Raw genomic sequence first — 21,132 nt, 5'->3', positions numbered from 1 at the left:
CCAGAGGTGAAGCCATGAGACAAATGATCGTTCACTGGTCGCAGCACATAACCCAGATGGCTTTTCTGGAGAACGGAAGGCTGGTGGAATATGCGGCTGAACGTGACCAGCAGCAAGGCCTGGTAGGCACGTATTACAAAGGTCGGGTTATGAATGTACTGCCGGGCATGCAGGCTGCTTTTGTCGATATCGGACAGAAGAAGAATGCTTTTTTATATGTGGATGATGTCCTTCATCCCCACCTGGAGAAGCAGCCGGAGGTGAAGCCTTCGATCGAAACACTGCTGCAGCCGGGTCAGGATATCGTGGTTCAGGTGAGAAAAGAGCCGCGTGGCGGCAAAGGCGCAAGAGTTACAACGCATTACACCTTGCCGGGTCGCTGGATGGTGTACATGCCTTTTGCCGAATATGTCGGCGTATCGAAGAAGATCAGCCGTGAAGCCGAACGGAATCGGCTGAAAGCGATTGGTGAGCGGCTGCGCCGGAAGGAAGAAGGGCTGATTATGCGCACAGTTTCCGAGGACGAGCCTACGGAAGCCGTTGAGGGCGATCTTGCCTTTCTGCGTGCACAGTGGGATAACATTACCCGCCGGGCGCTGGAGGCAGACGCTCCTGCCCTCCTGCACCGCGATCTAAGCATCGTTCAGCGCTTCATCAGGGACGCGTTTCATCCGCAGACGGATGAGCTGATTGTTGATTCGGCTGAAGCGGCCAGAGAAGCAACCTCCTTTTTGGATGAGATGGCTCCTGGAGCGTATAAGCAGGTGCGGCAGTATACCGGAGCGGAATCCATTTTTACGGCATACGGAGTTCAGGAGCAGCTGCACAAGAGCTTTGGACACAAAATCACGCTGGAGGGCGGCGCTACTCTGGTTTGGGACGAGACGGAAGCCCTTACTGTGATTGATGTCAATACAGCGCAGTACATAGGCGGCCATTCGCTTGAGGAAACAGTGACCAATACGAATCTGCTGGCGGCAGAGGAGATTGGGCGTCTGATCCGGCTGCGCGATACCGGCGGAATCATCGTCATTGATTTCATTGATATGGAGCTGGAGGCTCACCGCAGGCAGGTGATTGCGAGACTGGAAGGCGTAATCAGCCGGGACCGTACCAAAGCGCATATCCTGGGCTGGACAAGGCTCGGCCTGCTGGAAATGACACGCAAGAAGGCCAGGCATGACTCTGCCGGGTTCGCTCCTGCCACCTGTCCATGCTGCGGAGGCAGCGGCAAAGTGGGTCAATGGCAGGAGTAGGTTGACTGCCCGGCATAAGTATGATAATATCTTCAAGTATGTGTTTGGTCATTAATCCCTGCACATGCTGTAACCGCTCCGATCGGGTACACAAGCGCAGCTCCTTTTGGGAACTGCCACCTAGACTAGGCGAGTCTGAGACATGAGGAGGTGCAAGTACAATGTATGCAATTATTGAAACTGGTGGTAAGCAGTATAAGGTCCAAGAGGGCGATGTTCTGTTCATCGAGAAGCTGGTAGCTGAAGACGGCGCAAGCGTAACGTTTGACCGTGTCTTGGCTGTTTCCAACGAAGGTGGTTTGACTGCAGGAACACCGCTGCTTAGCGGCGCTACTGTAACAGCCAAAGTTGAGAAACACGGTAAAGGTCATAAGGTTGTAGTTTACAAATACAAACCTAAGAAGAACTACCACAAGAAGCAAGGTCATCGTCAACCGTACACTAAAGTAACTATTGAGAAGATTCAGGCGTAAGAAGGTGCGTTAATGATTAACGTGCGGATTACACGGGCTTCTGCTCAGGGTGCTATTGTCGGGTTTGCGGTGAAAGGGCATGCGGATTATGCCAGGAAGGGCAGGGATATCGTCTGCGCGGGCGTTTCGACTGTAACGGTCGGCACCGTCAATGCGATTGAAACCTTGACCGGAGTGATTCTGGATACATCCATGAAGGACGGTTTCTTAAGCGGAACGCTGGTCCCTGTGGACAACCCCGAGACATCGGCTCAAGTTCAGCTGCTGCTGGAATCCATGGTCGTAATGCTTGATGATATCGCTAAATCGTACAGAAAATACATTCAGATACAGGAAGTTATTCTTTAAAAAAAGGAGGTAGACAACATGTTGAAGTTGGATCTTCAGTTATTCGCATCCAAAAAAGGTGTAGGTTCCACAAGAAACGGTCGTGATTCCCAATCGAAACGTCTTGGCGTGAAACGTGCTGACGGCCAGACCGTAACAGGCGGCAGCATCCTGGTCCGTCAACGCGGAACCAAGATTCACCCTGGAACGAACGTTGGCATCGGCAGTGACGATACACTATTTGCGAAAGTGGACGGCGTTGTGAAATTCGAACGTCTAGGCCGTGATCGCAAGAAAGTTAGCGTCTACCCAGTTGATGTTGCTCCGGTAGCAGCCGCACTGGAAGCGTAAGCTTACGAAACCATAACAACAGTGAAGCCTCCGGCATGAGTGCCGGGGGCTTTTTTTGGAAAGATAAGAATGTATATGTTGATGAATTAAAAGGAAATCCTGTGTTATACTGAACAATGGAAAATATAAACGAAGTCATGAATCTTGCGAACTGAGGGACGGGGAGAAGGAATGAAATCCTGGAAAAGTGTGATCTGGGCTGTCATGTTAACCGTAGCGTTTCCTTTAGGTTTCTTGTATTGGCAACCTTCCTTAATGACTTGTCTGCTGCTTGGACTGTGGCTTGCGGCGGCAATGGCATACAGCTTCACCCGCATCAGGCGTCATTATGAAGAGGAACTGCAAGTACAGGAACGAGCTCTGCAGCAGGCGGCCATTCGTACTCTGAATCACCACCGGCACGATTGGATGAACGACCTGCAGATCCTTTACGGATATATCCAGCTGGGCAAGCCTGATAAATCAGTAGAATGTGTGGGAAGAATAAAGGAACGCATTGCGCTGGACAGTCGTATTGCCAAACTTGGCATACCGTCACTGGTGTTCTACATTCAATCGTTCCGTACCTACCGAACCAGTCTGGAGCTTGAAGTTGAGGTGGCGGAAGGATTGCAGCTGGAGGACAAGCTCAGCCCTGACAAGGGGGAGGAGATGACCTCGGTGATTATGCAGACGGTACGGGCTTACCAGTACAGCGGATTGGTGTCGCAAGGTGAATCGCGTAAGCTTCGGCTCAGCTTCACACAGGATGAGGGAGACGTTCTGATCTCTTTCGAAGGCGAGGGGGAGCCTGGCAATCCCGAGCTGCTTCAAGGGCAAATTTATAATATAGTACAAGGAAAAATTATGAAGGCAGAGCAGTTCAAGCCAAGCAGTGCTTATGTTCAGCTGCGTCTGCCGCTTGAAATGTGAGGAAGGTGAAATATTATGTTCGTAGATAAAGCTAAGATTTATGTAAAAGGCGGCGACGGCGGAGATGGGCTGGTAGCCTTTCGCCGGGAGAAATATGTGCCAGAAGGCGGACCTGCCGGCGGCGATGGCGGCCGCGGCGGCGATGTGATATTCAAGGTGGATGAAGGTCTGCGCACGCTGATGGATTTTCGCTACCAGCGTCATTTCAAGGCTGACCGCGGTGTGAAAGGGCGCAACAAAAGCATGCACGGGGCCAACGCCGAGCATATGATTGTGCGCATTCCTCCGGGAACCGTGCTGATTGACGATGATACCGGTGAAACGATTGCCGATATGACCCGTCACGGCCAATATGTGGTTGTAGCACGTGGGGGCCGTGGCGGCCGTGGCAACACCCGCTTCGCCACTGCGGCGAATACTGCGCCGGAGCTTGCCGAGAACGGTGAGGAAGGCCAGGAGCGTTATATCGTGATGGAGCTGAAGGTTATGGCTGACGTCGGGCTTGTCGGATTCCCGAGTGTGGGCAAATCGACCTTGTTGTCCGTAGTATCTGCAGCCAAGCCGAAGATCGGAGCCTATCATTTCACAACCATCACGCCGAACCTGGGTGTAGTGGATGTAGGGGACGGCCGCAGCTTCGTGATGGCCGATCTACCGGGTCTTATTGAGGGAGCGCATGAGGGGATTGGACTTGGGCACGAATTTCTGCGCCATGTTGAGCGTACCCGCATTATTATCCATGTCGTGGATATGTCCGGCTCCGAAGGACGCGATCCTTTTGAGGATTGGGTTAAGATCAATGACGAGCTGAAGCAATACAATGCCGCACTTACCGATCGTCCGCAGATTGTGGCAGCGAACAAAATGGATATGCCGGAGTCTGAAGCCAACCTGACAGCCTTCCGCGAGAGCGTCGCTGCGCTGCGTCCGGAAATTGAGATCTTGCCGATCTCATCCTTGACACGCCAGGGCATTCAGGAGCTCTTGTACCGGGCTACGGATGTACTGGACAGTATCCCGGCTGCACCTGTGGTTGAAGAAGTGGTTGAAACTACAGAGCGGAAGGTTTACAAGCTGGAAGCGGAGGAGGACGATTCCTTCATCATTACCCGGGATAACGAAGCTTTTGTGGTCAGCAGCCCACGCATCGAGCGGATGATGAAGCGGATGCAGCTCACCACGCATGATGCTATCCTTAAGCTGGCCCGCACCTTGCGTCACATGGGCGTGGATGCAGAGCTGCGCAAACGTGGAGCGGTGGAAGGAACCATCGTCAGAATCGCTGATTTCGAATTTGAGTTTGTAGAGAACAGCAGTTACTATTAACAGCGCTTAGCCTTAAAGCACCGAACTTGGCTCCTTCCTCCTTAGGGAGAGCCAAGTTCGGTGCTTTTTTGCATATCGTTAGTATCCCCGCTGCAAACAAATCTTTCTTTCATTGGAACTATTCACTACAATAAAGAGTAAAGTACGACGAAAGAAGGGGTAGGCATGGCAATGATTGAAGTAGTGAAATACGACGGACCTCCCGGAGTGTTCGCCTGGAAATATCCGAATGAAGAAATGGGAACGTGGACGCAGCTTATCGTCAATGAATCCCAGGAAGCGATTTTGTTTAAGGACGGCAAGGCACTGGATTCCTTTACCGCTGGCCGTCATACGCTGAGTACAGCCAATATCCCCGTGTTGTCCAATATCGTGAACCTGCCCTTTGGCGGCAAATCGCCATTTAAAGCAGAGGTATGGTATATCAATAAACTGAATTCCATGAACGTGAAATGGGGCACCAGTGCGCCACTGCAGCTTCAGGACCCCAAGTACAAAATCATGATTTCCGTCCGCTCCTTTGGCCAGTTTGGGGTGAGGATCGATGATCCGCGCAGATTCCTGCTGCAACTGGTTGGAACGTTGCCGCGGTTTGATCAGGAAACACTGGTCAGTTATTTCCGGGGTCTGTTGATGTCCAATATCAATGAGCTGATCTCATCCTATCTCGTGCGTAAGGAGATCAGTATTCTGGAGATTAACGCCTACGTGGGCGAAATCTCGAAGCACATTCAGGGACGGCTGGCAGCAACCTTTCTGGAGAGCGGCCTTGAGCTGAACAACTTCTACATTGACTCGATCAATATTCCGGAGGATGATCCGGCTACGCAGCGCTTGAAGGAGGCCTTGGCCAAAAAAGCAGAGATGGATATCATTGGCTTCACCTACCAGCAGGAGCGGAGCTTCAATACACTGGAGGAAGCTGCCGGAAATCCTGGCAACCTGGGTGCCGGCATGATGAACACCGGCATGGGGCTGGGCCTGGGCATGGGATTTGCCGGACCGGCGCTTGATATGGTTAACCGCATGACGCGGGGAATGCCGCTCGGTGGGATTACCGGAACGGGCCAGGATTTCAGAGCCTGCGACTGCGGCGGAATGAACCCGCCGGACGCCAAGTTCTGCAGCAGCTGCGGGCGCAGCCTGCAATCGGCGGAGCCGGCTGTGACTGCCGCAAGCTGCCGCCAGTGTGGGCATACGCTGACTGCCGGGGCCAAGTTCTGTCCCGAGTGCGGAGCAGGCACAGTGGTCAAATGCGGCGGCTGCGGGCATGAACTGAAGCCAGGCCAGAAATTCTGTGCAGAGTGTGGTACCAAAGCAGGCTGAAGGAGGAAATCATGAGACAGAGACGATCGTATGCAGCCATCATTACCATTATTTATACAGCAGTTATTCTGTTGACCCTAGTCTCTTTCTTCCTGCTGGGGTTCTCAGAATCACTTGTCCGGTTCGTGATTTCACTGGCCGCTGTACTGCTGGGAGAGAGTATAACCTACGGATACAGTATCTATTGGCTGCGGACTGCTGCAGGGGGAGGCGGGAAATCTCCGGTACTGATCAGCGGAGCGTACATTATAGCCATTTATATAGCGGTTGTGCTGCTGCTGGTGGTTATCCTGGATAGGCTGCTTCATATCCCGGCTGCCGGCTATGCCGCCGCGCAGCTGCTGGTTATGATAGCGGGAATATCAAGTCTGGCGGCCACTGCATTCTATGGCAGGAACGCCACAGCCCAGGAGAACAAGGCTGAAGGAGCCAGCCGGAGCTTTCGTCGACACCGGGATGAGCTGGAGGAGATCCGCCGGCTGGCGCGCTCCTGGAAGCACACTGGTGCAGAGAGGCTGCTGAAGCTGCTTCATGGACTGGAGGAGAATTTTAAATACAGCGATCCGGTTTCGAATGCAGCTTTATATGCCACTGAGGATTTGCTAAGACAGCAAATTTCGCTGCTCCACGATCAGGTGGAGCTGCTGCTGGCAGCTGGGGAGCCGCAGACGGATTGGGAAGAGACTTTTGGCGAAATGGCAGACAGTATCAATGCCACACTGCAGCGGAGAAATCGGGAGCTGGCGGCACTTAAATAGGAGGAATTAAGCAATGAACGGATTGAACCTGCAAGGACAGCCGGATGCTCCCGAAGGGAATGCGGCTGTCTATCATATGAAATATGACCGGACCGCTTTTGATTACATCACCTTGGTGTCTGGTTATTTATTTATGCCCTTTGGGCTGGTGCTGGCCCTGATCCGGCTGTTCAGCACTCATTATAAGAACTACCGTAAGGCCTCGAATTATAATCTGTTGTCCCATGTATTTATTGGCGGGTTCATTCAGCTGGCCGTTTTCTCGTATCGGGATATTCAGAAGGGTGAATATGAGACTGCTGTGCTGATTATGCTGCTTGTTATGCTTGCTTTGCTGTTCCTGCTGCCTGCTTATGGGCTGGGCACTGTGGCGGCGCGGGCGAAATATAAATTTTCGCTGCTGACCACTTCCTATATTGGGCTGGTGACAGACCAGCAGATCAGACATATTGGCACCTTGTCCGCGCGTACCGCCCAGAGTGAGAGCGATGTGCGCCGGGATGTGCTGTATCTGAAGAATAAAGGGCTGTTGCCGCATGATATGGTATTTTCCGAGCAGCTTCAGGGTGCTCCTTACGCAGCTGTGCCTCCGACTCCATCCCCCTCTTCCGGACCATCTGGTTTCGAGTCTGCGCAGCGGGCGCATCAGACTGGCGCGCCGTCATCGTCTGCAGTACCTCCGCAACTGCCTAAATCGGTGCGCTGTCCGGGCTGCGGTGCCCAGAATACGGTGTATCCGGGACAAGCGAAGAATTGTGACTATTGCGGGACTACCATTCCGTATACCTGATGCGAGTGCGCTTCCAATGAAAAGTTATTGCTTTTTAACGCTTAAATCCGATATAATGTCCACTATCAAAACACAAAAGTCTTTGGGGTGAGGACGTTCGTGAAAGAACGCTATTATTTGGTCCGAGAGGACATTCTGCCTGACGCGGTGCTGAAGACCATGCAGGTGAAGCAATTACTGGAAGCCGGAGATGCCAAGACCGTCCATGAGGGTGTTGAACAGGTTGGACTGAGCCGCAGCGCATTCTACAAGTACAAGGATGGCATTCATCTGATCCATCAGCTGGAGCGGGAACGCATCGTGACCTTTTCGCTTGATCTGGAGCATGAATCCGGCATGCTGTCCAAGGTGCTGGCCGCTGTCGCAAGCCATGGGGCCAACGTGCTGACCATCCATCAGAGCATTCCGCTGCAGGGGCGGGCAAACGTAGTGATATCCGTGGAGATTTCACATCTGAGTGAAGAGCTAGGGGGTATGCTGGATAGCCTGAAGGAGATGCCGGGCGTGAAACGGGCCTTGATCGTCGGACAGGGATAATGGTATGTCGGGCGGATCATATTTGGAGCTTGGTAACTTAAGCAAACTTTGGTATAAGCTTACGAAGTGAGTTTTGCGAAGCAATCCAAGTAGTCTATGCTACAAAACTTTAGGAGGATACAGATAAAGATGAAGCCGGTTAGAGTGGGATTGCTGGGCCTGGGAACAGTGGGAGCGGGCGTTGTCCGCATCGTGGAAGGAAATCAGGAGGATCTGAGCAGCCAGGTGGGCTCCCAGATTATCATAGAGCGTATTGCTGTCAAGAATCTCGACAAACCCCGTGATATTGAAGTGGATGCGGCCAAAATCACTACAGATCCGTGGGAGGTCATCCGCGACCCGGAAATCGACGTTATTGTTGAGGTGATGGGCGGCATTGCCGGCACGAAGGAATATATCCTTGAAGCGCTGGAGCGCGGCAAGCATATTGTAACTGCGAACAAGGATCTGATGGCGCTGCACGGCTCGGAGATTCTGGCCAAGGCGCAGGAGAAGCAATGTGATGTTTTTTATGAGGCCAGTGTGGCCGGCGGCATCCCGATCATCCGTACCTTAATTGAGGGCTTCTCCTCGGACCGGATCATGAAGATTATGGGGATCGTTAATGGCACAACCAACTACATATTGACCAAAATGAGCCAGGAGGGTGCGACCTATGCCGATGCGCTGAAGGAAGCGCAGGAGCTGGGGTATGCGGAATCCGATCCGACCTCTGATGTGGAGGGGCTGGATGCCGCGCGCAAGATGGCGATTCTGGGCACACTGGGCTTCCGCACGAATGTGGAGCTTAGCGATGTCAGCGTCAGCGGAATTTCCGGAGTGAGCAAGGAAGATATCGCTTTTGCCAAAAGACTGGGTTACGAAATGAAGCTGCTGGGGATCGCCGAGCGCCAGGATGAAGAGTTCAGCATCAGCGTCCAGCCGACCATGATCCGCCAAGGCCATCCGATTGCATCCGTTAATGGCGTGTTCAATGCTGTTTATGTATACGGTGAAGCAGTGGGGGAGACGATGTTCTACGGTGCGGGCGCGGGCGCTATGCCTACGGCAACCTCGATTGTCTCCGACCTGGTCGCGGTGATCAAGAACCTCAAGCTGGGTGTCAACGGGCTGAAGCATATCGTACCTTACAAGCAGAAGAAGCTGAAGAGCGATGAGGACATTTATTATAAAAACTTCCTGCTGCTGCATGTAGATGACAAGGCGGGAGTATTGGCCAAAATCACTCAGGTCTTCGCCGACTGTGACGTCAGTCTGGATTCGGTGGTACAGCAGGCTAACCCGAACAATCCCAATGCGGAGATTATTATTGTTACCCATGACGCCAGCAAAGCTAGTATGAACAAGGTGCTGCAACAGTTTGAAGAGCTGCATGTGATCAGCCGGATCAAGAGCCACTATCGGGTGGAAGGATAATTTCATACCCAACGAGCAAACAGCGTTCAGTCAAAATATACTAAGGAGAGTCACCCGTTATGAGTATTTACGGAAGGTCTAGAGTCAAAGTGCCTGCCAGCACCGCCAATCTGGGTCCCGGCTTCGATACACTTGGCATGGCTTTGTCCATGTATGCCTGGATCGAGATGGAGGAGGCGGAGGAGACTGTAATTCACCTGTATGGTGATGAAATGAAGGGGCTGGCGCTGGATAAAAGCAATCTGCTCTATCAGGTTGCCCAACTGGTCTTCGCGGAAGCCGGCGTTTCCGTGCCTGAGCTGGCCATCTCCATGTATTCAGAGATTCCGCTCACCCGCGGTCTGGGAAGCAGCGCTTCGGCGATTGTCGGCGGGATGGCAGCAGCGAATGCGCTGATTGGCTCGCCGCTCAGTGATGCGGTGCTGTTTAACATGGCAACCAAGCTGGAGAAACATCCCGACAATGTGGGGGCCTCATTGTTTGGTGGCATCATCACGGCGATCTGGGACGGCGAAGTGGCCGATTATGTGAAGCTTGCGCCGCCTTCCGAGCTGGAGGCGCTGGTGATTATTCCAGAGTTTGAGCTGGCTACTACCAAAGCGCGCGGAGTGCTGCCGACCGAGATTTCTGTTTCAGATGCGGTGTATAACATCAGCCGCACATCGCTGCTTACGGCAGCACTTGCCTCCGGCCGGTTCGACCTGATCGGCAAAGCCATGCAGGACCGTCTGCACCAGCCTTACCGCGCAGCGCTAGTACCCGGGATGGAGAAGCTGCTGGCGGAGGCTCCGCAGCATGGGGCGCTCGGGATTGCCCTCAGTGGAGCGGGACCAACCCTTCTCTGTCTGGTGGACCGCAGGGAGAAGCGCAAAGATGAGCTTGAAGCCTTTCTGGTACAAACAATGGCTGATCAGGGCATTCCTGCCCAGACCTGCTGGCTGTCGCTGTGCACTGAAGGTGTAACAGTAGAGCTGACGGGAAGAAACGGGATGCACAACGATTCGTTTTTGGATATGATAAAAGGAGAACTGCAGTCATGAAATCGATAGCTGTCTTGCCGCAGGGCTCGGTCTCACACGAAGCGCTGCTGCATCTGTTTGACGGTGAGCCTGTCAGAGTTGTGCATCACAAGCTGATATCCGATGTCTTCCTCTCTACATCAAACGGAGTCACCGATTACAGTGTGATTCCGATTGAGAATACGATTGAAGGTTCGGTCAGCCTGCATATTGACTGGCTCATTAATGAAGTGAATCTGCCGATGCAGTCCGAATGGATATTCCCATCCATCCAGAACCTGATCGGTCATCCTCTGGAATTTACCGATGCAGAGGGCAGCAGGGATTACAGCGGCATGGTGAAGATTCTTTCCCATCCCGTGGCGATGGCGCAATGCCGCCTGTTTATCCGCGAGCATGCCCCTTGGGCAGAGCTGGAATCGGTCGGGAGTACCTCGGAAGCTGTGGAGCTGGTGAAGGACAACCCTGGCAAGGGCTGGGCAGCCATCGGCACAGCCCTTGGGGCAGCTACGCATGGTCTGGAGATTGTTGACCGCCAGATTACCGATCATTCCAACAACTTCACCCGTTTCGTGCTTGTAGGGTCGCAGAAGCTAGAGCTGGCGCGGGCAAGCAGTGGAGTCAAGACCAGTGTGCTGGTGACGTTGCCGGAGGATTTTCCTGGTGCGCTTCATCAAGTACTGGCTGCATTTGCCTGGAGGAAGCTGAATCTGTCGCGGATTGAATCACGGCCGACGAAGAAGAAGCTGGGAACTTATTATTTCTATATTGATGTGCTGGAACCGATAGAGTCGGTCCTGCTCCCTGGCGCTATTGAAGAGATCAACGCGCTTGGCTGTCAGGTACGGATTCTGGGCTCGTATCCCACATACACCTATGAGGATGAGAAAGCGGAGGTGCAGTAAATTCATGGCAGACCAATGGATCTATCTGGATGGACAACATGTAACAAAAGAAAATGCAAAGGTATCCGTGTTTGATCACGGTTTCCTGTATGGTGACGGCATATTCGAAGGAATCCGCATCTACAACGGGAATATCTTCAAATGCAGCGAGCACCTGGACAGATTATATGATTCAGCAAAGTCGATTCAGCTGGAGATCCCGCTGACCTATGATGAGATGCTTGAAGCTATGGCGGAAACCATCCGTTTGAATGATATGCGCAACGGCTACATCCGTCTGATTGTTTCACGCGGCCCCGGCAATCTGGGTCTTGACCCTCGCCGCTGTCCCAAAGCGAGTGTAATCATTATCGTGGAGCAGCTTGCCATTTACCCGGAGCAGGCCTATCTCAACGGTTTGCGTGCTGTGTCCGTCTCCCAGCGCCGCAATCTGCCGGATGCCCTGAATCCAAAGATCAAATCGCTAAACTACCTAAACAATATCCTGGTCAAAATCCAGTCCAATCTGGCGGAAGCCGATGAAGCGATTATGATGAACGCCCAGGGCTATGTAACGGAAGGATCAGGCGACAATATTTTCATCGTCAAAAGAGGGGTGCTCTATACGCCTCCATGTTATTTGGGAGCTCTTGAAGGAATTACCCGTCTGGCGATTATTGAGCTCTGTGAGAAGCTGGGCTTCAAGCTTAAAGAAGAACCGTTCACCATGCACGATGTTTATATTGCTGACGAGGTGTTCTTCACCGGAACAGCAGCCGAAGTTATTGCTGCCCGTGAGATTGACGGACGGATTATCGGCGACGGGCATGCAGGTCCGATTACACTCAAGCTGCTTGAGGAGTTCCGCAACGTCGTGGATCAAGACGGCTACAAGGTATTTGAATAAGATTGCTGCATAGACTCACTTAAGAAATAAGAACCTTTCACGCTTAGCATGAATGGAGTGCCGAAGATCACGGCAGCCGTTTATCCTTTTGTGTGGGAGGTTTTTTTTTGCTGATAGGGATGTCAATCGCCCATGGGCTGCATAAGATGTAGTAACGAAGGAGGCGGCTGTACCGCATATAACCAGCTTAGAGGGGAATGCTCCGCTTCAACCAGGCGTATGAATCCGCCGGCCGCTTTCTGCACGGCTATGGCGAATGACATACTCCAACAACTATTAGGAGGTTAATGCCGCGTGAAAATACACATTGTCAAAACAGGCGATACGCTGTATGCATTATCGCAAAAGTACGGGGTGCCGCTGCAGACTATAATCGATGCCAATCCGCAATTCAGCAATCCGGATGTGCTTGCTGTCGGGGATAAGGTGAAGATACCTGCTGCCACCGTCCCGGTACCGGACAACAACAGCATCTACTATAAGCATACAGTCAAACAGGGAGACAGCTTGTGGAAGCTGTCCAAGGCATGGGGAGTGTCATTGAAAGAAATGATTGATGCGAATCCTCAGTTGAAGAATCCCAATGCGCTAATGACCGGCGAAATTGTGAATGTTCCCAAAAAACCGGCCACATCTCCGACCCAGCCGGGGTACTCGCCGGCCAATGCTCCCGATAAAACAGCAGTAGGCGGAAAAACCTACACCGGTCCAAAAGAAGAAATGGTAGCTGAGGCAGTCAAACCTGTTCCAAAACCTGAACCTAAACCTGAACCTAAACCGGCCCCAGTCCCAGTTCCAGTCCCAGTTCCTGCGCCACTTCCTGCTCCGGTACCTGAACTTGTTTCGCCAGCTGCCAATATGCCCAATATACAGCCCGAAATGGCTCCAATGAAGGAAACCATTCATTCTGAGATGCAGAGTCTGTTCGTGCAGATTTCTGTTCCTGCCCAGGAGGCCGTCTCCCAGTATGAAATGCCTAAGACAGAGAAGAAGCCTTCCGGATGCTCGGATGGCGTAATGTCTGCTTATGAGCACGGAGGATATCCTGGCCTGATGCAGCACCCGAATTTCAACGATTGCCCGCCTGCCTATCCGCTTTATGAGTCGGCATCGATGATGAATAACAACATGGCTCCTGCTTATGTGCAGCCTATGAGTTATGCACCGGAATGTATGCCTCCCTATTATTATTCGGGCAATGTCTCTCCAATGTGGTATCAGAATAATGCGCCTGCACAAGTGGAAGGGGTATCCTACGAGGGAATGCCGGTGAATCTTCCTTGGCCAGATTGTGGCTGCGGAGAGAACATGTATACCCAATCGGTTCAACCGTATAGTTATGAGATGCCTATGTATAACGGTTATCCGGTTTATATGAACCCGGGAATGATGGCCCCTTATGGCATGCTTATGCCTAATCAGGGGATGATGGCTCCGTCTATGCCTGTATCCGCTTATGATGGATCCGTGGCCGCAGGGATTCCTCCGTATCCGCAATTTCCCGGCATGGAGAACATGGGGCTTCATACCCGTGTTCCTGAAATTCAGGAGCCTCAGCTTGCGGAGCAACTGGTAACACAGCCGGCTCAGGCAAATACGGCTGAACCCGTGAAAGCTAAGAACGGTACTACTAAGAAGACCGGGGCCAAGGCCAGAACCTCCAGCTTGAGCAGTAAGGCCGGAAGCTTGGGATCCCAAGCTCGGAGGTCCAATTCAACTGGGAGTAACGGAGGAACCAAAAAACGTAAGAATCCATGGACTTCAAACTAATTCGCTAGCCAACCTTAGCTGCATCAATTTAATATGCTGACCTGTTACTTAACGGGTCAGCATATTTTTTGTTTTGGGTAGAAAAAAAGATTGCTTTTGACATAAGTAACGTGTTATATTATAAATCCAGCCGCAGAATGAATAATATTTTGTCGTCTGGTGAATGTTAATACGGAGCAAGTAAATAAATTGCTTTTGAAATTAAGTGTTGCAATTGTCCGAATAACATGATATATTATAAGAGTTGCTGGTGACGCAAACATCGCCAACAACGAGAACTTGATCTTTGAAAACTGAACAACGAGTGAGTGGGATTTTACGAAAGTGAAGTCCAAAAGAAGATGAGTTTCACGCAAGTGAAGCTTGTCGGTAGAGAATGCAAATTCTCGTCAGATGTTTCAAAATGAGCATATCGCTCTTTTCAATACTTTATCGGATCTATCCGATAAAACCAATTTGGAGAGTTTGATCCTGGCTCAGGACGAACGCTGGCGGCATGCCTAATACATGCAAGTCGAGCGGAGTTTTGTTGAAAGCTTGCTTTCAACAGGATTCAGCGGCGGACGGGTGAGTAACACGTAGGCAACCTGCCCCTTAGCCTGGGATAACTACCGGAAACGGTAGCTAATACCGGATAATTCCTTGGTTCTCCTGAACCGAGGATGAAAGGCGGAGCAATCTGCCCTTAAGGGATGGGCCTGCGGCGCATTAGCTAGTTGGTGAGGTAACGGCTCACCAAGGCGACGATGCGTAGCCGACCTGAGAGGGTGAACGGCCACACTGGGACTGAGACACGGCCCAGACTCCTACGGGAGGCAGCAGTAGGGAATCTTCCGCAATGGGCGAAAGCCTGACGGAGCAATGCCGCGTGAGTGATGAAGGTTTTCGGATCGTAAAGCTCTGTTGCCAGGGAAGAACGTCCGGTAGAGTAACTGCTATCGGAGTGACGGTACCTGAGAAGAAAGCCCCGGCTAACTACGTGCCAGCAGCCGCGGTAATACGTAGGGGGCAAGCGTTGTCCGGAATTATTGGGCGTAAAGCGCGCGCAGGCGGCTATTTAAGTCTGGTGTTTAAACCTTGGGCTCAACCTAAGGTCGCACTGGAAACTGGGTGGCTTGAGTACAGAAGAGGAAAGTGGAATTCCACGTGTAGCGGTGAAATGCGTAGATATGTGGAGGAACACCAGTGGCGAAGGCGACTTTCTGGGCTGTAACTGACGCTGAGGCGCGAAAGCGTGGGGAGCAAACAGGATTAGATACCCTGGTAGTCCACGCCGTAAACGATGAGTGCTAGGTGTTAGGGGTTTCGATACCCTTGGTGCCGAAGTTAACACAGTAAGCACTCCGCCTGGGGAGTACGGTCGCAAGACTGAAACTCAAAGGAATTGACGGGGACCCGCACAAGCAGTGGAGTATGTGGTTTAATTCGAAGCAACGCGAAGAACCTTACCAGGTCTTGACATCCCTCTGAATCTGCTAGAGATAGCAGCGGCCTTCGGGACAGAGGAGACAGGTGGTGCATGGTTGTCGTCAGCTCGTGTCGTGAGATGTTGGGTTAAGTCCCGCAACGAGCGCAACCCTTATGCTTAGTTGCCAGCACGTGATGGTGGGCACTCTAAGCAGACTGCCGGTGACAAACCGGAGGAAGGTGGGGATGACGTCAAATCATCATGCCCCTTATGACCTGGGCTACACACGTACTACAATGGCCGGTACAAAGGGCTGCGAAACCGCGAGGTGGAGCGAATCCCAACAAAGCCGGTCTCAGTTCGGATTGCAGGCTGCAACTCGCCTGCATGAAGTCGGAATTGCTAGTAATCGCGGATCAGCATGCCGCGGTGAATACGTTCCCGGGTCTTGTACACACCGCCCGTCACACCACGAGAGTTTACAACACCCGAAGTCGGTGGGGTAACCCGCAAGGGAGCCAGCCGCCGAAGGTGGGGTAGATAATTGGGGTGAAGTCGTAACAAGGTAGCCGTATCGGAAGGTGCGGCTGGATCACCTCCTTTCTATGGAGAATCGTTTCCTGAGACGGAAACATTCGAACAGAAGCGTAAGCTTCTATAGAACCTTCGGGTTCAACACACTCACTCGTTGCTCAGTTTTGAGAGTTTAAGCTCTCAAAAAAGTATCATTTCCAGAACTTGCTTGTAGCCAAGTGGTTACGGAAAATGATATGATCTTCTTCCGGGGTTAAAGCCGGAGCAAGAACAACTTGATCCTTGAAAACTGGATACCGAAACGAATTTGCGTTTAGAACATCTTTTAGCTATAACTTGTGCAAACAAGTGAATTAGTTATTAGCTGGAAGCGAAGGTTTTGGATTGTGAAGCGACCTTTGGCTTTGAACAGAGTAGCGAACGGATTAGTCCGGTAGCGCTGTTCAAAACAAGAGGAGCGAACAAGCCAAACACCGGAGCGCTGGTTAAGCTAATAAGAGCACACGGAGGATGCCTAGGCGCCAGGAGCCGACGAAGGACGTGGCGAACAACGAAACTGCCTCGGGGAGCTGTAAGCAAGCTTTGATCCGGGGGTGTCCGAATGGGGAAACCCAGCTGTGGTAATTCGCAGTTACTCCTCTCTGAATACATAGGAGAGGTAGAGGCAGACCAGGGGAACTGAAACATCTAAGTACCCTGAGGAAGAGAAAACAATAGTGATTCCGTCAGTAGCGGCGAGCGAACGCGGAACAGCCTAAACCTAAGAGCTTGCTCTTAGGGGTTGTGGGACGTCTCACATGGAGTTACAAAGGAATATAGTAGGCGAAGAGGTCTGGAAAGGCCCGCGATAGAGGTAAAAGCCCTGTAGCCTAAACTGTATTCTCTCCGAGACGGATCCCGAGTAGTGCGGGGCACGTGAAACCCCGTATGAATCCAGCAGGACCATCTGCTAAGGCTAAATACTACCTGGCGACCGATAGTGAAACAGTACCGTGAGGGAAAGGTGAAAAGCACCCCGGAAGGGGAGTGAAATAGAACCTGAAACCGTGTGCTTACAAAAAGTCAGAGCCCGTTTTAGGGGTGATGGCGTGCCTTTTGTAGAATGAACCGGCGAGTTACGTTTACCATGCAAGGTTAAGGTGAGAAGCCGGAGCCGCAGCGAAAGCGAGTCTGAATAGGGCGATTTGAGTATGGGGGCGTAGACCCGAAACCGTGTGATCTACCCCTGTCCAGGGTGAAGGTGCGGTAACACGCACTGGAGGCCCGAACCCACGCATGTTGAAAAATGCGGGGATGAGGTGGGGGTAGCGGAGAAATTCCAATCGAACTCGGAGATAGCTGGTTCTCCCCGAAATAGCTTTAGGGCTAGCCTCGGTATAAGAATAGTGGAGGTAGAGCACTGATTGGGTGCGGGGCCCGCAAGGGTTACCAAGCTCAGTCAAACTCCGAATGCCACATATTTATTGCCGGGAGTCAGACAGTGAGTGCTAAGATCCATTGTCGAAAGGGAAACAGCCCAGACCATCAGCTAAGGTCCCCAAGTGTGTGTTAAGTGGGAAAGGATGTGGAGTTGCACAGACAACCAGGATGTTGGCTTAGAAGCAGCCACCATTGAAAGAGTGCGTAATAGCTCACTGGTCGAGTGACTCTGCGCCGAAAATGTAACGGGGCTAAACACACCACCGAAGCTATGGCTAGATACAATGTATCTGGGGTAGGGGAGCGTTGTATATACGTTGAAGGTATACCGTGAGGAGTGCTGGAGCGTATACAAGTGAGAATGCCGGTATGAGTAACGAAAAGATCAGTGAGAATCTGATCCGCCGAAAGCCCAAGGTTTCCTGAGGAAGGCTCGTCCGCTCAGGGTAAGTCGGGACCTAAGGCGAGGCCGAAAGGCGTAGTCGAAGGACAACAGTTTGAAATTACTGTACCACCGTAATCCGCTATGAGCGATGGGGTGACGCAGGAGGGTAGTGACGCGGACTGATGGATGTGTCCGTCTAAGCAGTGAGGCTGATGTGTAGGCAAATCCGCACATCGTGAAGGCTGGGCTGTAATGGGGAGCGAAAATGTTAGTAGCGAAGGTCATGATCTCACACTGCCAAGAAAAGCCTCTAGCCAGGAGAAGGTGCCCGTACCGCAAACCGACACAGGTAGGCGAGAAGAGAATTCTAAGGCGCGCGGAAGAACTCTCGTTAAGGAACTCGGCAAAATGACCTCGTAACTTCGGGAGAAGAGGTGCCTCGGTAGGGTGAATAGCCCGAGGGGGCCGCAGTGAAAAGGCCCAAGCGACTGTTTAGCAAAAACACAGGTCTGTGCGAAGCCGTAAGGCGAAGTATACGGGCTGACGCCTGCCCGGTGCTGGAAGGTTAAGGGGAGCGGTTAGGGGTAACCCGAAGCTGTGAACCGAAGCCCCAGTAAACGGCGGCCGTAACTATAACGGTCCTAAGGTAGCGAAATTCCTTGTCAGGTAAATTCTGACCCGCACGAATGGCGTAACGACTTGGGCGCTGTCTCAACGAGAGATCCGGTGAAATTTTAATACCTGTGAAGATGCAGGTTACCCGCGACAAGACGGAAAGACCCCATGGAGCTTTACTGCAGCTTGATATTGAATTTGGGTACGATCTGTACAGGATAGGTGGGAGCCTTAGAAGCAGGAGCGCAAGCTTCTGCAGAGGCGCCGTTGGGATACCACCCTGATCGTATCTAGGTTCTAACCTAGTGCCCTTATCGGGTACGGGGACCGTGTCAGGCGGGCAGTTTGACTGGGGCGGTCGCCTCCTAAAGAGTAACGGAGGCGTTCCAAGGTTCCCTCAGAATGGTTGGAAATCATTCGCAGAGTGCAAAGGCATAAGGGAGCTTGACTGCGAGACCTACAAGTCGAGCAGGGACGAAAGTCGGACTTAGTGATCCGGTGGTACCGCATGGAAGGGCCATCGCTCAACGGATAAAAGCTACCCTGGGGATAACAGGCTTATCTCCCCCAAGAGTCCACATCGACGGGGAGGTTTGGCACCTCGATGTCGGCTCATCGCATCCTGGGGCTGAAGTAGGTCCCAAGGGTTGGGCTGTTCGCCCATTAAAGCGGTACGCGAGCTGGGTTCAGAACGTCGTGAGACAGTTCGGTCCCTATCTGTCGTGGGCGCAGGAAATTTGAGAGGAGCTGTCCTTAGTACGAGAGGACCGGGATGGACGTACCGCTGGTGCACCAGTTGTTCCGCCAGGAGCATGGCTGGGTAGCTACGTACGGACGGGATAAGCGCTGAAAGCATCTAAGCGTGAAGCCCCCCTCAAGATGAGATTTCCCAACTAGTAAGACCCCTTGAAGACGACGAGGTAGATAGGTTGGAGGTGGAAGTGCAGCAATGCATGGAGCTGACCAATACTAATCGGTCGAGGGCTTATCCACATCTTAAAACGCAGATTTGTTTCGGATTCAGTTTTCAGGCGATTAAGCCTGAAAGATTTTAAGCTGCATGTCTTTTCTGTAGTCGGTTATTTTCCTGAAGGAATTCGGGGGAGTAGCACGAGCGAAAAAAACCCGTTTGGTGGCGATAGCGGAGGGGTTCCACGCGTACCCATCCCGAACACGACCGTTAAGCCCTCCAGCGCCGATGGTACTTGGACCGAAGGGTCCTGGGAGAGTAGGACGCCGCCAAGCACATGAAGACCACTGTTGATTATCAACGGTGGTTTTTTTGTTTGCGATGACACAAACTGCTTTTGAATTAAACCGCCGACTCCCTGCTTACGCGAATTGAGGAAAGACGGTCTTACAGTTCATCACTATGTGCTCTCTGCTTCCCGGGAACGCCTGTTATCCAGGTTGAAGGGGCGGAAGGGTCCTGGGCTGCCCCGCAGATCGATAGATGCATCAGCGGCCACCAGCATCTGGTGTTTGAAGAAAGGCTGGATACTGAGCATTTGAACATTCAAAAGTGGCAGAGATAATAGCCGGTAAGCATAACCTAACTTTGCTGCGAGCTGCAAAAGGCAAGATAAGAAGGTATCTGCAGCGGTTGAGCGTACAATACAATCACAATCGTTTTTTTAATAAATAGTAGTTTTCAATAAAAGTATTGTTATTTATCGATAAACTTGGTATAATATTTTTTGTTGTCAAATGAATATTTGTTCATACGGCCCGTTGGTCAAGGGGTTAAGACACCTCCCTTTCACGGAGGTAACATGGGTTCGAATCCCATACGGGTCACCATTTTAAATTAATAATCATTGTAATTTTTGCCGAATCATGTTATGATAATTAAGTTGCTTCTTTACATGGAGGCTTAGCTCAGCTGGGAGAGCATCTGCCTTACAAGCAGAGGGTCGGGGGTTCGATCCCCTCAGCCTCCACCATGAAGCTTCTTATAGAAGTACTGACGCGGGGTGGAGCAGCCCGGTAGCTCGTCGGGCTCATAACCCGAAGGCCGCAGGTTCAAATCCTGCCCCCGCAATATATGGAACCGTGGTGTAGTTGGCCTAACATGCCTGCCTGTCACGCAGGAGATCGCGGGTTCGAATCCCGTCGGTTCCGCCATTTTTTACTGAATTAGGATTTACAGGTTGGCAGTACATACCGTGTGCGGACGTGGCTCAGCGGTAGAGCATCGCCTTGCCAAGGCGAGGGTCGCGGGTTCGATTCCCGTCGTCCGCTCCAATTTTTTGCGCCCTTAGCTCAGCTGGATAGAGCGTTTGACTACGAATCAAAAGGCCGGGAGTTCGAATCTCTCAGGGCGCGCCATTAATATTCAATGTTCACTTTACATAACCTATATTTTGCCGGTGTGGCGGAATGGTCAGACGCGAACGACTCAAAATCGAGTTCGCAAGACGAGGATTTAACCACTGATGCCTTGGTATTAATGTATTTATTAAAATGTGTTTGAAAAGTTCTCTCCTGTAGTCCTCTCCTTTTTCTTAGAGGAAGAACATAAATGCAGATGAGATATATAATGTGCCGATGTGGTGGAATTGGCAGACACGCCGCACTCAAAATGCGGTGCCGAGAGGCTTGCCGGTTCGAGTCCGGCCATCGGTATACCAAAGGGGTTATAAGATTGCTTTTCGGAGCAGTGTTGTAGCCCTTTTTTCTTGCACCCATGTTTATATTTTCAAGCATTCGCTCATTGTCT

The 21,132-nt window shown here is 51.8% G+C and carries 15 protein-coding genes, 7 tRNA genes, 3 rRNA genes and 1 other annotated feature; all 25 genes read left to right on the top strand.

What is annotated here, in order from left to right; translation table 11 throughout:
* Positions 1–14: 14 nt before the first annotated feature.
* The 25 genes from B9T62_RS24945 (at position 15) to B9T62_RS24825 (ending at position 21,038) form a co-directional block, all read left to right on the top strand.
* The gene (locus B9T62_RS24945) at positions 15–1,256 is read left to right on the top strand and encodes an Rne/Rng family ribonuclease (RefSeq protein ID WP_087917747.1); all 1,242 of its coding nucleotides are present in this window, start codon (positions 15–17) and stop codon (positions 1,254–1,256) included.
* A 61-nt stretch (positions 1,257–1,317) separates the two neighbouring features.
* Positions 1,318–1,403 (top strand) — a sequence feature (ribosomal protein L21 leader region).
* A gap of 14 nt (positions 1,404–1,417) precedes the next feature.
* The gene (gene rplU, locus B9T62_RS24940) at positions 1,418–1,729 is read left to right on the top strand and encodes a 50S ribosomal protein L21 (RefSeq protein ID WP_087917746.1); all 312 of its coding nucleotides are present in this window, start codon (positions 1,418–1,420) and stop codon (positions 1,727–1,729) included.
* Between the two features lie 12 nt (positions 1,730–1,741).
* Positions 1,742–2,077 (top strand): ribosomal-processing cysteine protease Prp, encoded by a 336-nt coding sequence (locus B9T62_RS24935; protein WP_087917745.1) that lies wholly within the window; start codon positions 1,742–1,744, stop codon positions 2,075–2,077.
* A gap of 18 nt (positions 2,078–2,095) precedes the next feature.
* A complete protein-coding gene (rpmA, locus tag B9T62_RS24930) occupies positions 2,096–2,407 on the top strand; it encodes a 50S ribosomal protein L27 (protein ID WP_087917744.1) in 312 nt (103 codons plus the stop codon).
* Positions 2,408–2,578: 171 nt separating this feature from the next.
* Positions 2,579–3,319 carry a Spo0B domain-containing protein gene (locus tag B9T62_RS24925; protein WP_087917743.1) on the top strand — a complete coding sequence of 247 codons (741 nt, stop codon included), beginning with the start codon at positions 2,579–2,581 and terminating at the stop codon, positions 3,317–3,319.
* 15 nt (positions 3,320–3,334) lie between these two features.
* A complete protein-coding gene (gene obgE / locus B9T62_RS24920; protein ID WP_087917742.1) occupies positions 3,335–4,645 on the top strand; it encodes a GTPase ObgE in 1,311 nt (436 codons plus the stop codon).
* A gap of 165 nt (positions 4,646–4,810) precedes the next feature.
* On the top strand, positions 4,811–5,971 hold the full coding sequence (locus B9T62_RS24915) for an SPFH domain-containing protein (protein ID WP_087917741.1): 1,161 nt from the start codon (positions 4,811–4,813) through the stop codon (positions 5,969–5,971).
* 11 nt (positions 5,972–5,982) lie between these two features.
* On the top strand, positions 5,983–6,729 hold the full coding sequence (locus B9T62_RS24910; RefSeq protein ID WP_087917740.1) for a hypothetical protein: 747 nt from the start codon (positions 5,983–5,985) through the stop codon (positions 6,727–6,729).
* Positions 6,730–6,742: 13 nt separating this feature from the next.
* Positions 6,743–7,519: a zinc ribbon domain-containing protein gene (locus B9T62_RS24905; protein WP_087917739.1), complete on the top strand. Its 777-nt coding sequence runs from the start codon at positions 6,743–6,745 to the stop codon at positions 7,517–7,519.
* A gap of 99 nt (positions 7,520–7,618) precedes the next feature.
* A complete protein-coding gene (locus B9T62_RS24900; RefSeq protein WP_087917738.1) occupies positions 7,619–8,056 on the top strand; it encodes an ACT domain-containing protein in 438 nt (145 codons plus the stop codon).
* A gap of 129 nt (positions 8,057–8,185) precedes the next feature.
* The gene (locus B9T62_RS24895) at positions 8,186–9,472 is read left to right on the top strand and encodes a homoserine dehydrogenase (protein ID WP_087917737.1); all 1,287 of its coding nucleotides are present in this window, start codon (positions 8,186–8,188) and stop codon (positions 9,470–9,472) included.
* A 59-nt stretch (positions 9,473–9,531) separates the two neighbouring features.
* Positions 9,532–10,512, top strand: coding sequence for a homoserine kinase (gene thrB, locus B9T62_RS24890; RefSeq protein ID WP_087917736.1), 981 nt, complete (start codon positions 9,532–9,534; stop codon positions 10,510–10,512).
* Complete coding sequence (pheA, locus tag B9T62_RS24885) at positions 10,509–11,396, top strand: prephenate dehydratase (protein WP_087917735.1); 888 nt, start codon at positions 10,509–10,511, stop codon at positions 11,394–11,396. Before thrB ends, pheA begins: the two co-directional genes overlap by 4 nt.
* Before the next feature lie 4 nt (positions 11,397–11,400).
* Positions 11,401–12,282, top strand: coding sequence for a branched-chain-amino-acid transaminase (gene ilvE / locus B9T62_RS24880; protein WP_087917734.1), 882 nt, complete (start codon positions 11,401–11,403; stop codon positions 12,280–12,282).
* 294 nt (positions 12,283–12,576) lie between these two features.
* The gene (locus B9T62_RS39460; protein ID WP_157793999.1) at positions 12,577–14,052 is read left to right on the top strand and encodes a LysM peptidoglycan-binding domain-containing protein; all 1,476 of its coding nucleotides are present in this window, start codon (positions 12,577–12,579) and stop codon (positions 14,050–14,052) included.
* Positions 14,053–14,505: 453 nt separating this feature from the next.
* Positions 14,506–16,063: ribosomal RNA gene (locus B9T62_RS24870) — 16S ribosomal RNA — on the top strand.
* A 414-nt stretch (positions 16,064–16,477) separates the two neighbouring features.
* Positions 16,478–19,406: ribosomal RNA gene (locus B9T62_RS24865) — 23S ribosomal RNA — on the top strand.
* 135 nt (positions 19,407–19,541) lie between these two features.
* Positions 19,542–19,658 (top strand): 5S ribosomal RNA (gene rrf, locus B9T62_RS24860).
* The 16S, 23S and 5S rRNA genes sit together here with 7 tRNA genes alongside, the layout of an rRNA operon.
* A 480-nt stretch (positions 19,659–20,138) precedes the next feature.
* Positions 20,139–20,213 (top strand) — tRNA-Glu (locus B9T62_RS24855).
* A gap of 67 nt (positions 20,214–20,280) precedes the next feature.
* Positions 20,281–20,356, top strand: a tRNA-Val gene (locus B9T62_RS24850).
* A gap of 24 nt (positions 20,357–20,380) precedes the next feature.
* Positions 20,381–20,454 (top strand) — tRNA-Met (locus B9T62_RS24845).
* Between the two features lie 5 nt (positions 20,455–20,459).
* A tRNA-Asp gene (locus B9T62_RS24840) sits at positions 20,460–20,537 on the top strand.
* 45 nt (positions 20,538–20,582) lie between these two features.
* A tRNA-Gly gene (locus tag B9T62_RS24835) sits at positions 20,583–20,657 on the top strand.
* 7 nt (positions 20,658–20,664) lie between these two features.
* Positions 20,665–20,741 (top strand) — tRNA-Arg (locus tag B9T62_RS24830).
* 215 nt (positions 20,742–20,956) lie between these two features.
* Positions 20,957–21,038 (top strand) — tRNA-Leu (locus B9T62_RS24825).
* Positions 21,039–21,132 lie beyond the last annotated feature (94 nt).

It is taken from the genome of Paenibacillus donghaensis (assembly GCF_002192415.1).
In the GTDB taxonomy this organism is placed as follows: domain Bacteria; phylum Bacillota; class Bacilli; order Paenibacillales; family Paenibacillaceae; genus Paenibacillus_AQ; species Paenibacillus_AQ donghaensis.
This window is presented reverse-complemented; position numbering and strand designations above follow the sequence as displayed.

Bases quoted from the DNA above. Each gene is read 5' to 3' on its own strand.
- rpmA (WP_087917744.1), top strand. From the start codon at position 2,096: ATGTTGAAGTTGGATCTTCAGTTATTCGCATCCAAAAAAGGTGTAGGT.
- thrB (WP_087917736.1), top strand. From the start codon at position 9,532: ATGAGTATTTACGGAAGGTCTAGAGTCAAAGTGCCTGCCAGCACCGCC.
- obgE (WP_087917742.1), top strand. From the start codon at position 3,335: ATGTTCGTAGATAAAGCTAAGATTTATGTAAAAGGCGGCGACGGCGGA.
- B9T62_RS24935 (WP_087917745.1), top strand. From the start codon at position 1,742: ATGATTAACGTGCGGATTACACGGGCTTCTGCTCAGGGTGCTATTGTC.
- B9T62_RS24945 (WP_087917747.1), top strand. From the start codon at position 15: ATGAGACAAATGATCGTTCACTGGTCGCAGCACATAACCCAGATGGCT.
- rplU (WP_087917746.1), top strand. From the start codon at position 1,418: ATGTATGCAATTATTGAAACTGGTGGTAAGCAGTATAAGGTCCAAGAG.
- pheA (WP_087917735.1), top strand. From the start codon at position 10,509: ATGAAATCGATAGCTGTCTTGCCGCAGGGCTCGGTCTCACACGAAGCG.
- B9T62_RS24895 (WP_087917737.1), top strand. From the start codon at position 8,186: ATGAAGCCGGTTAGAGTGGGATTGCTGGGCCTGGGAACAGTGGGAGCG.
- B9T62_RS24910 (WP_087917740.1), top strand. From the start codon at position 5,983: ATGAGACAGAGACGATCGTATGCAGCCATCATTACCATTATTTATACA.
- ilvE (WP_087917734.1), top strand. From the start codon at position 11,401: ATGGCAGACCAATGGATCTATCTGGATGGACAACATGTAACAAAAGAA.
- B9T62_RS24915 (WP_087917741.1), top strand. From the start codon at position 4,811: ATGGCAATGATTGAAGTAGTGAAATACGACGGACCTCCCGGAGTGTTC.
- B9T62_RS24925 (WP_087917743.1), top strand. From the start codon at position 2,579: ATGAAATCCTGGAAAAGTGTGATCTGGGCTGTCATGTTAACCGTAGCG.
- B9T62_RS24905 (WP_087917739.1), top strand. From the start codon at position 6,743: ATGAACGGATTGAACCTGCAAGGACAGCCGGATGCTCCCGAAGGGAAT.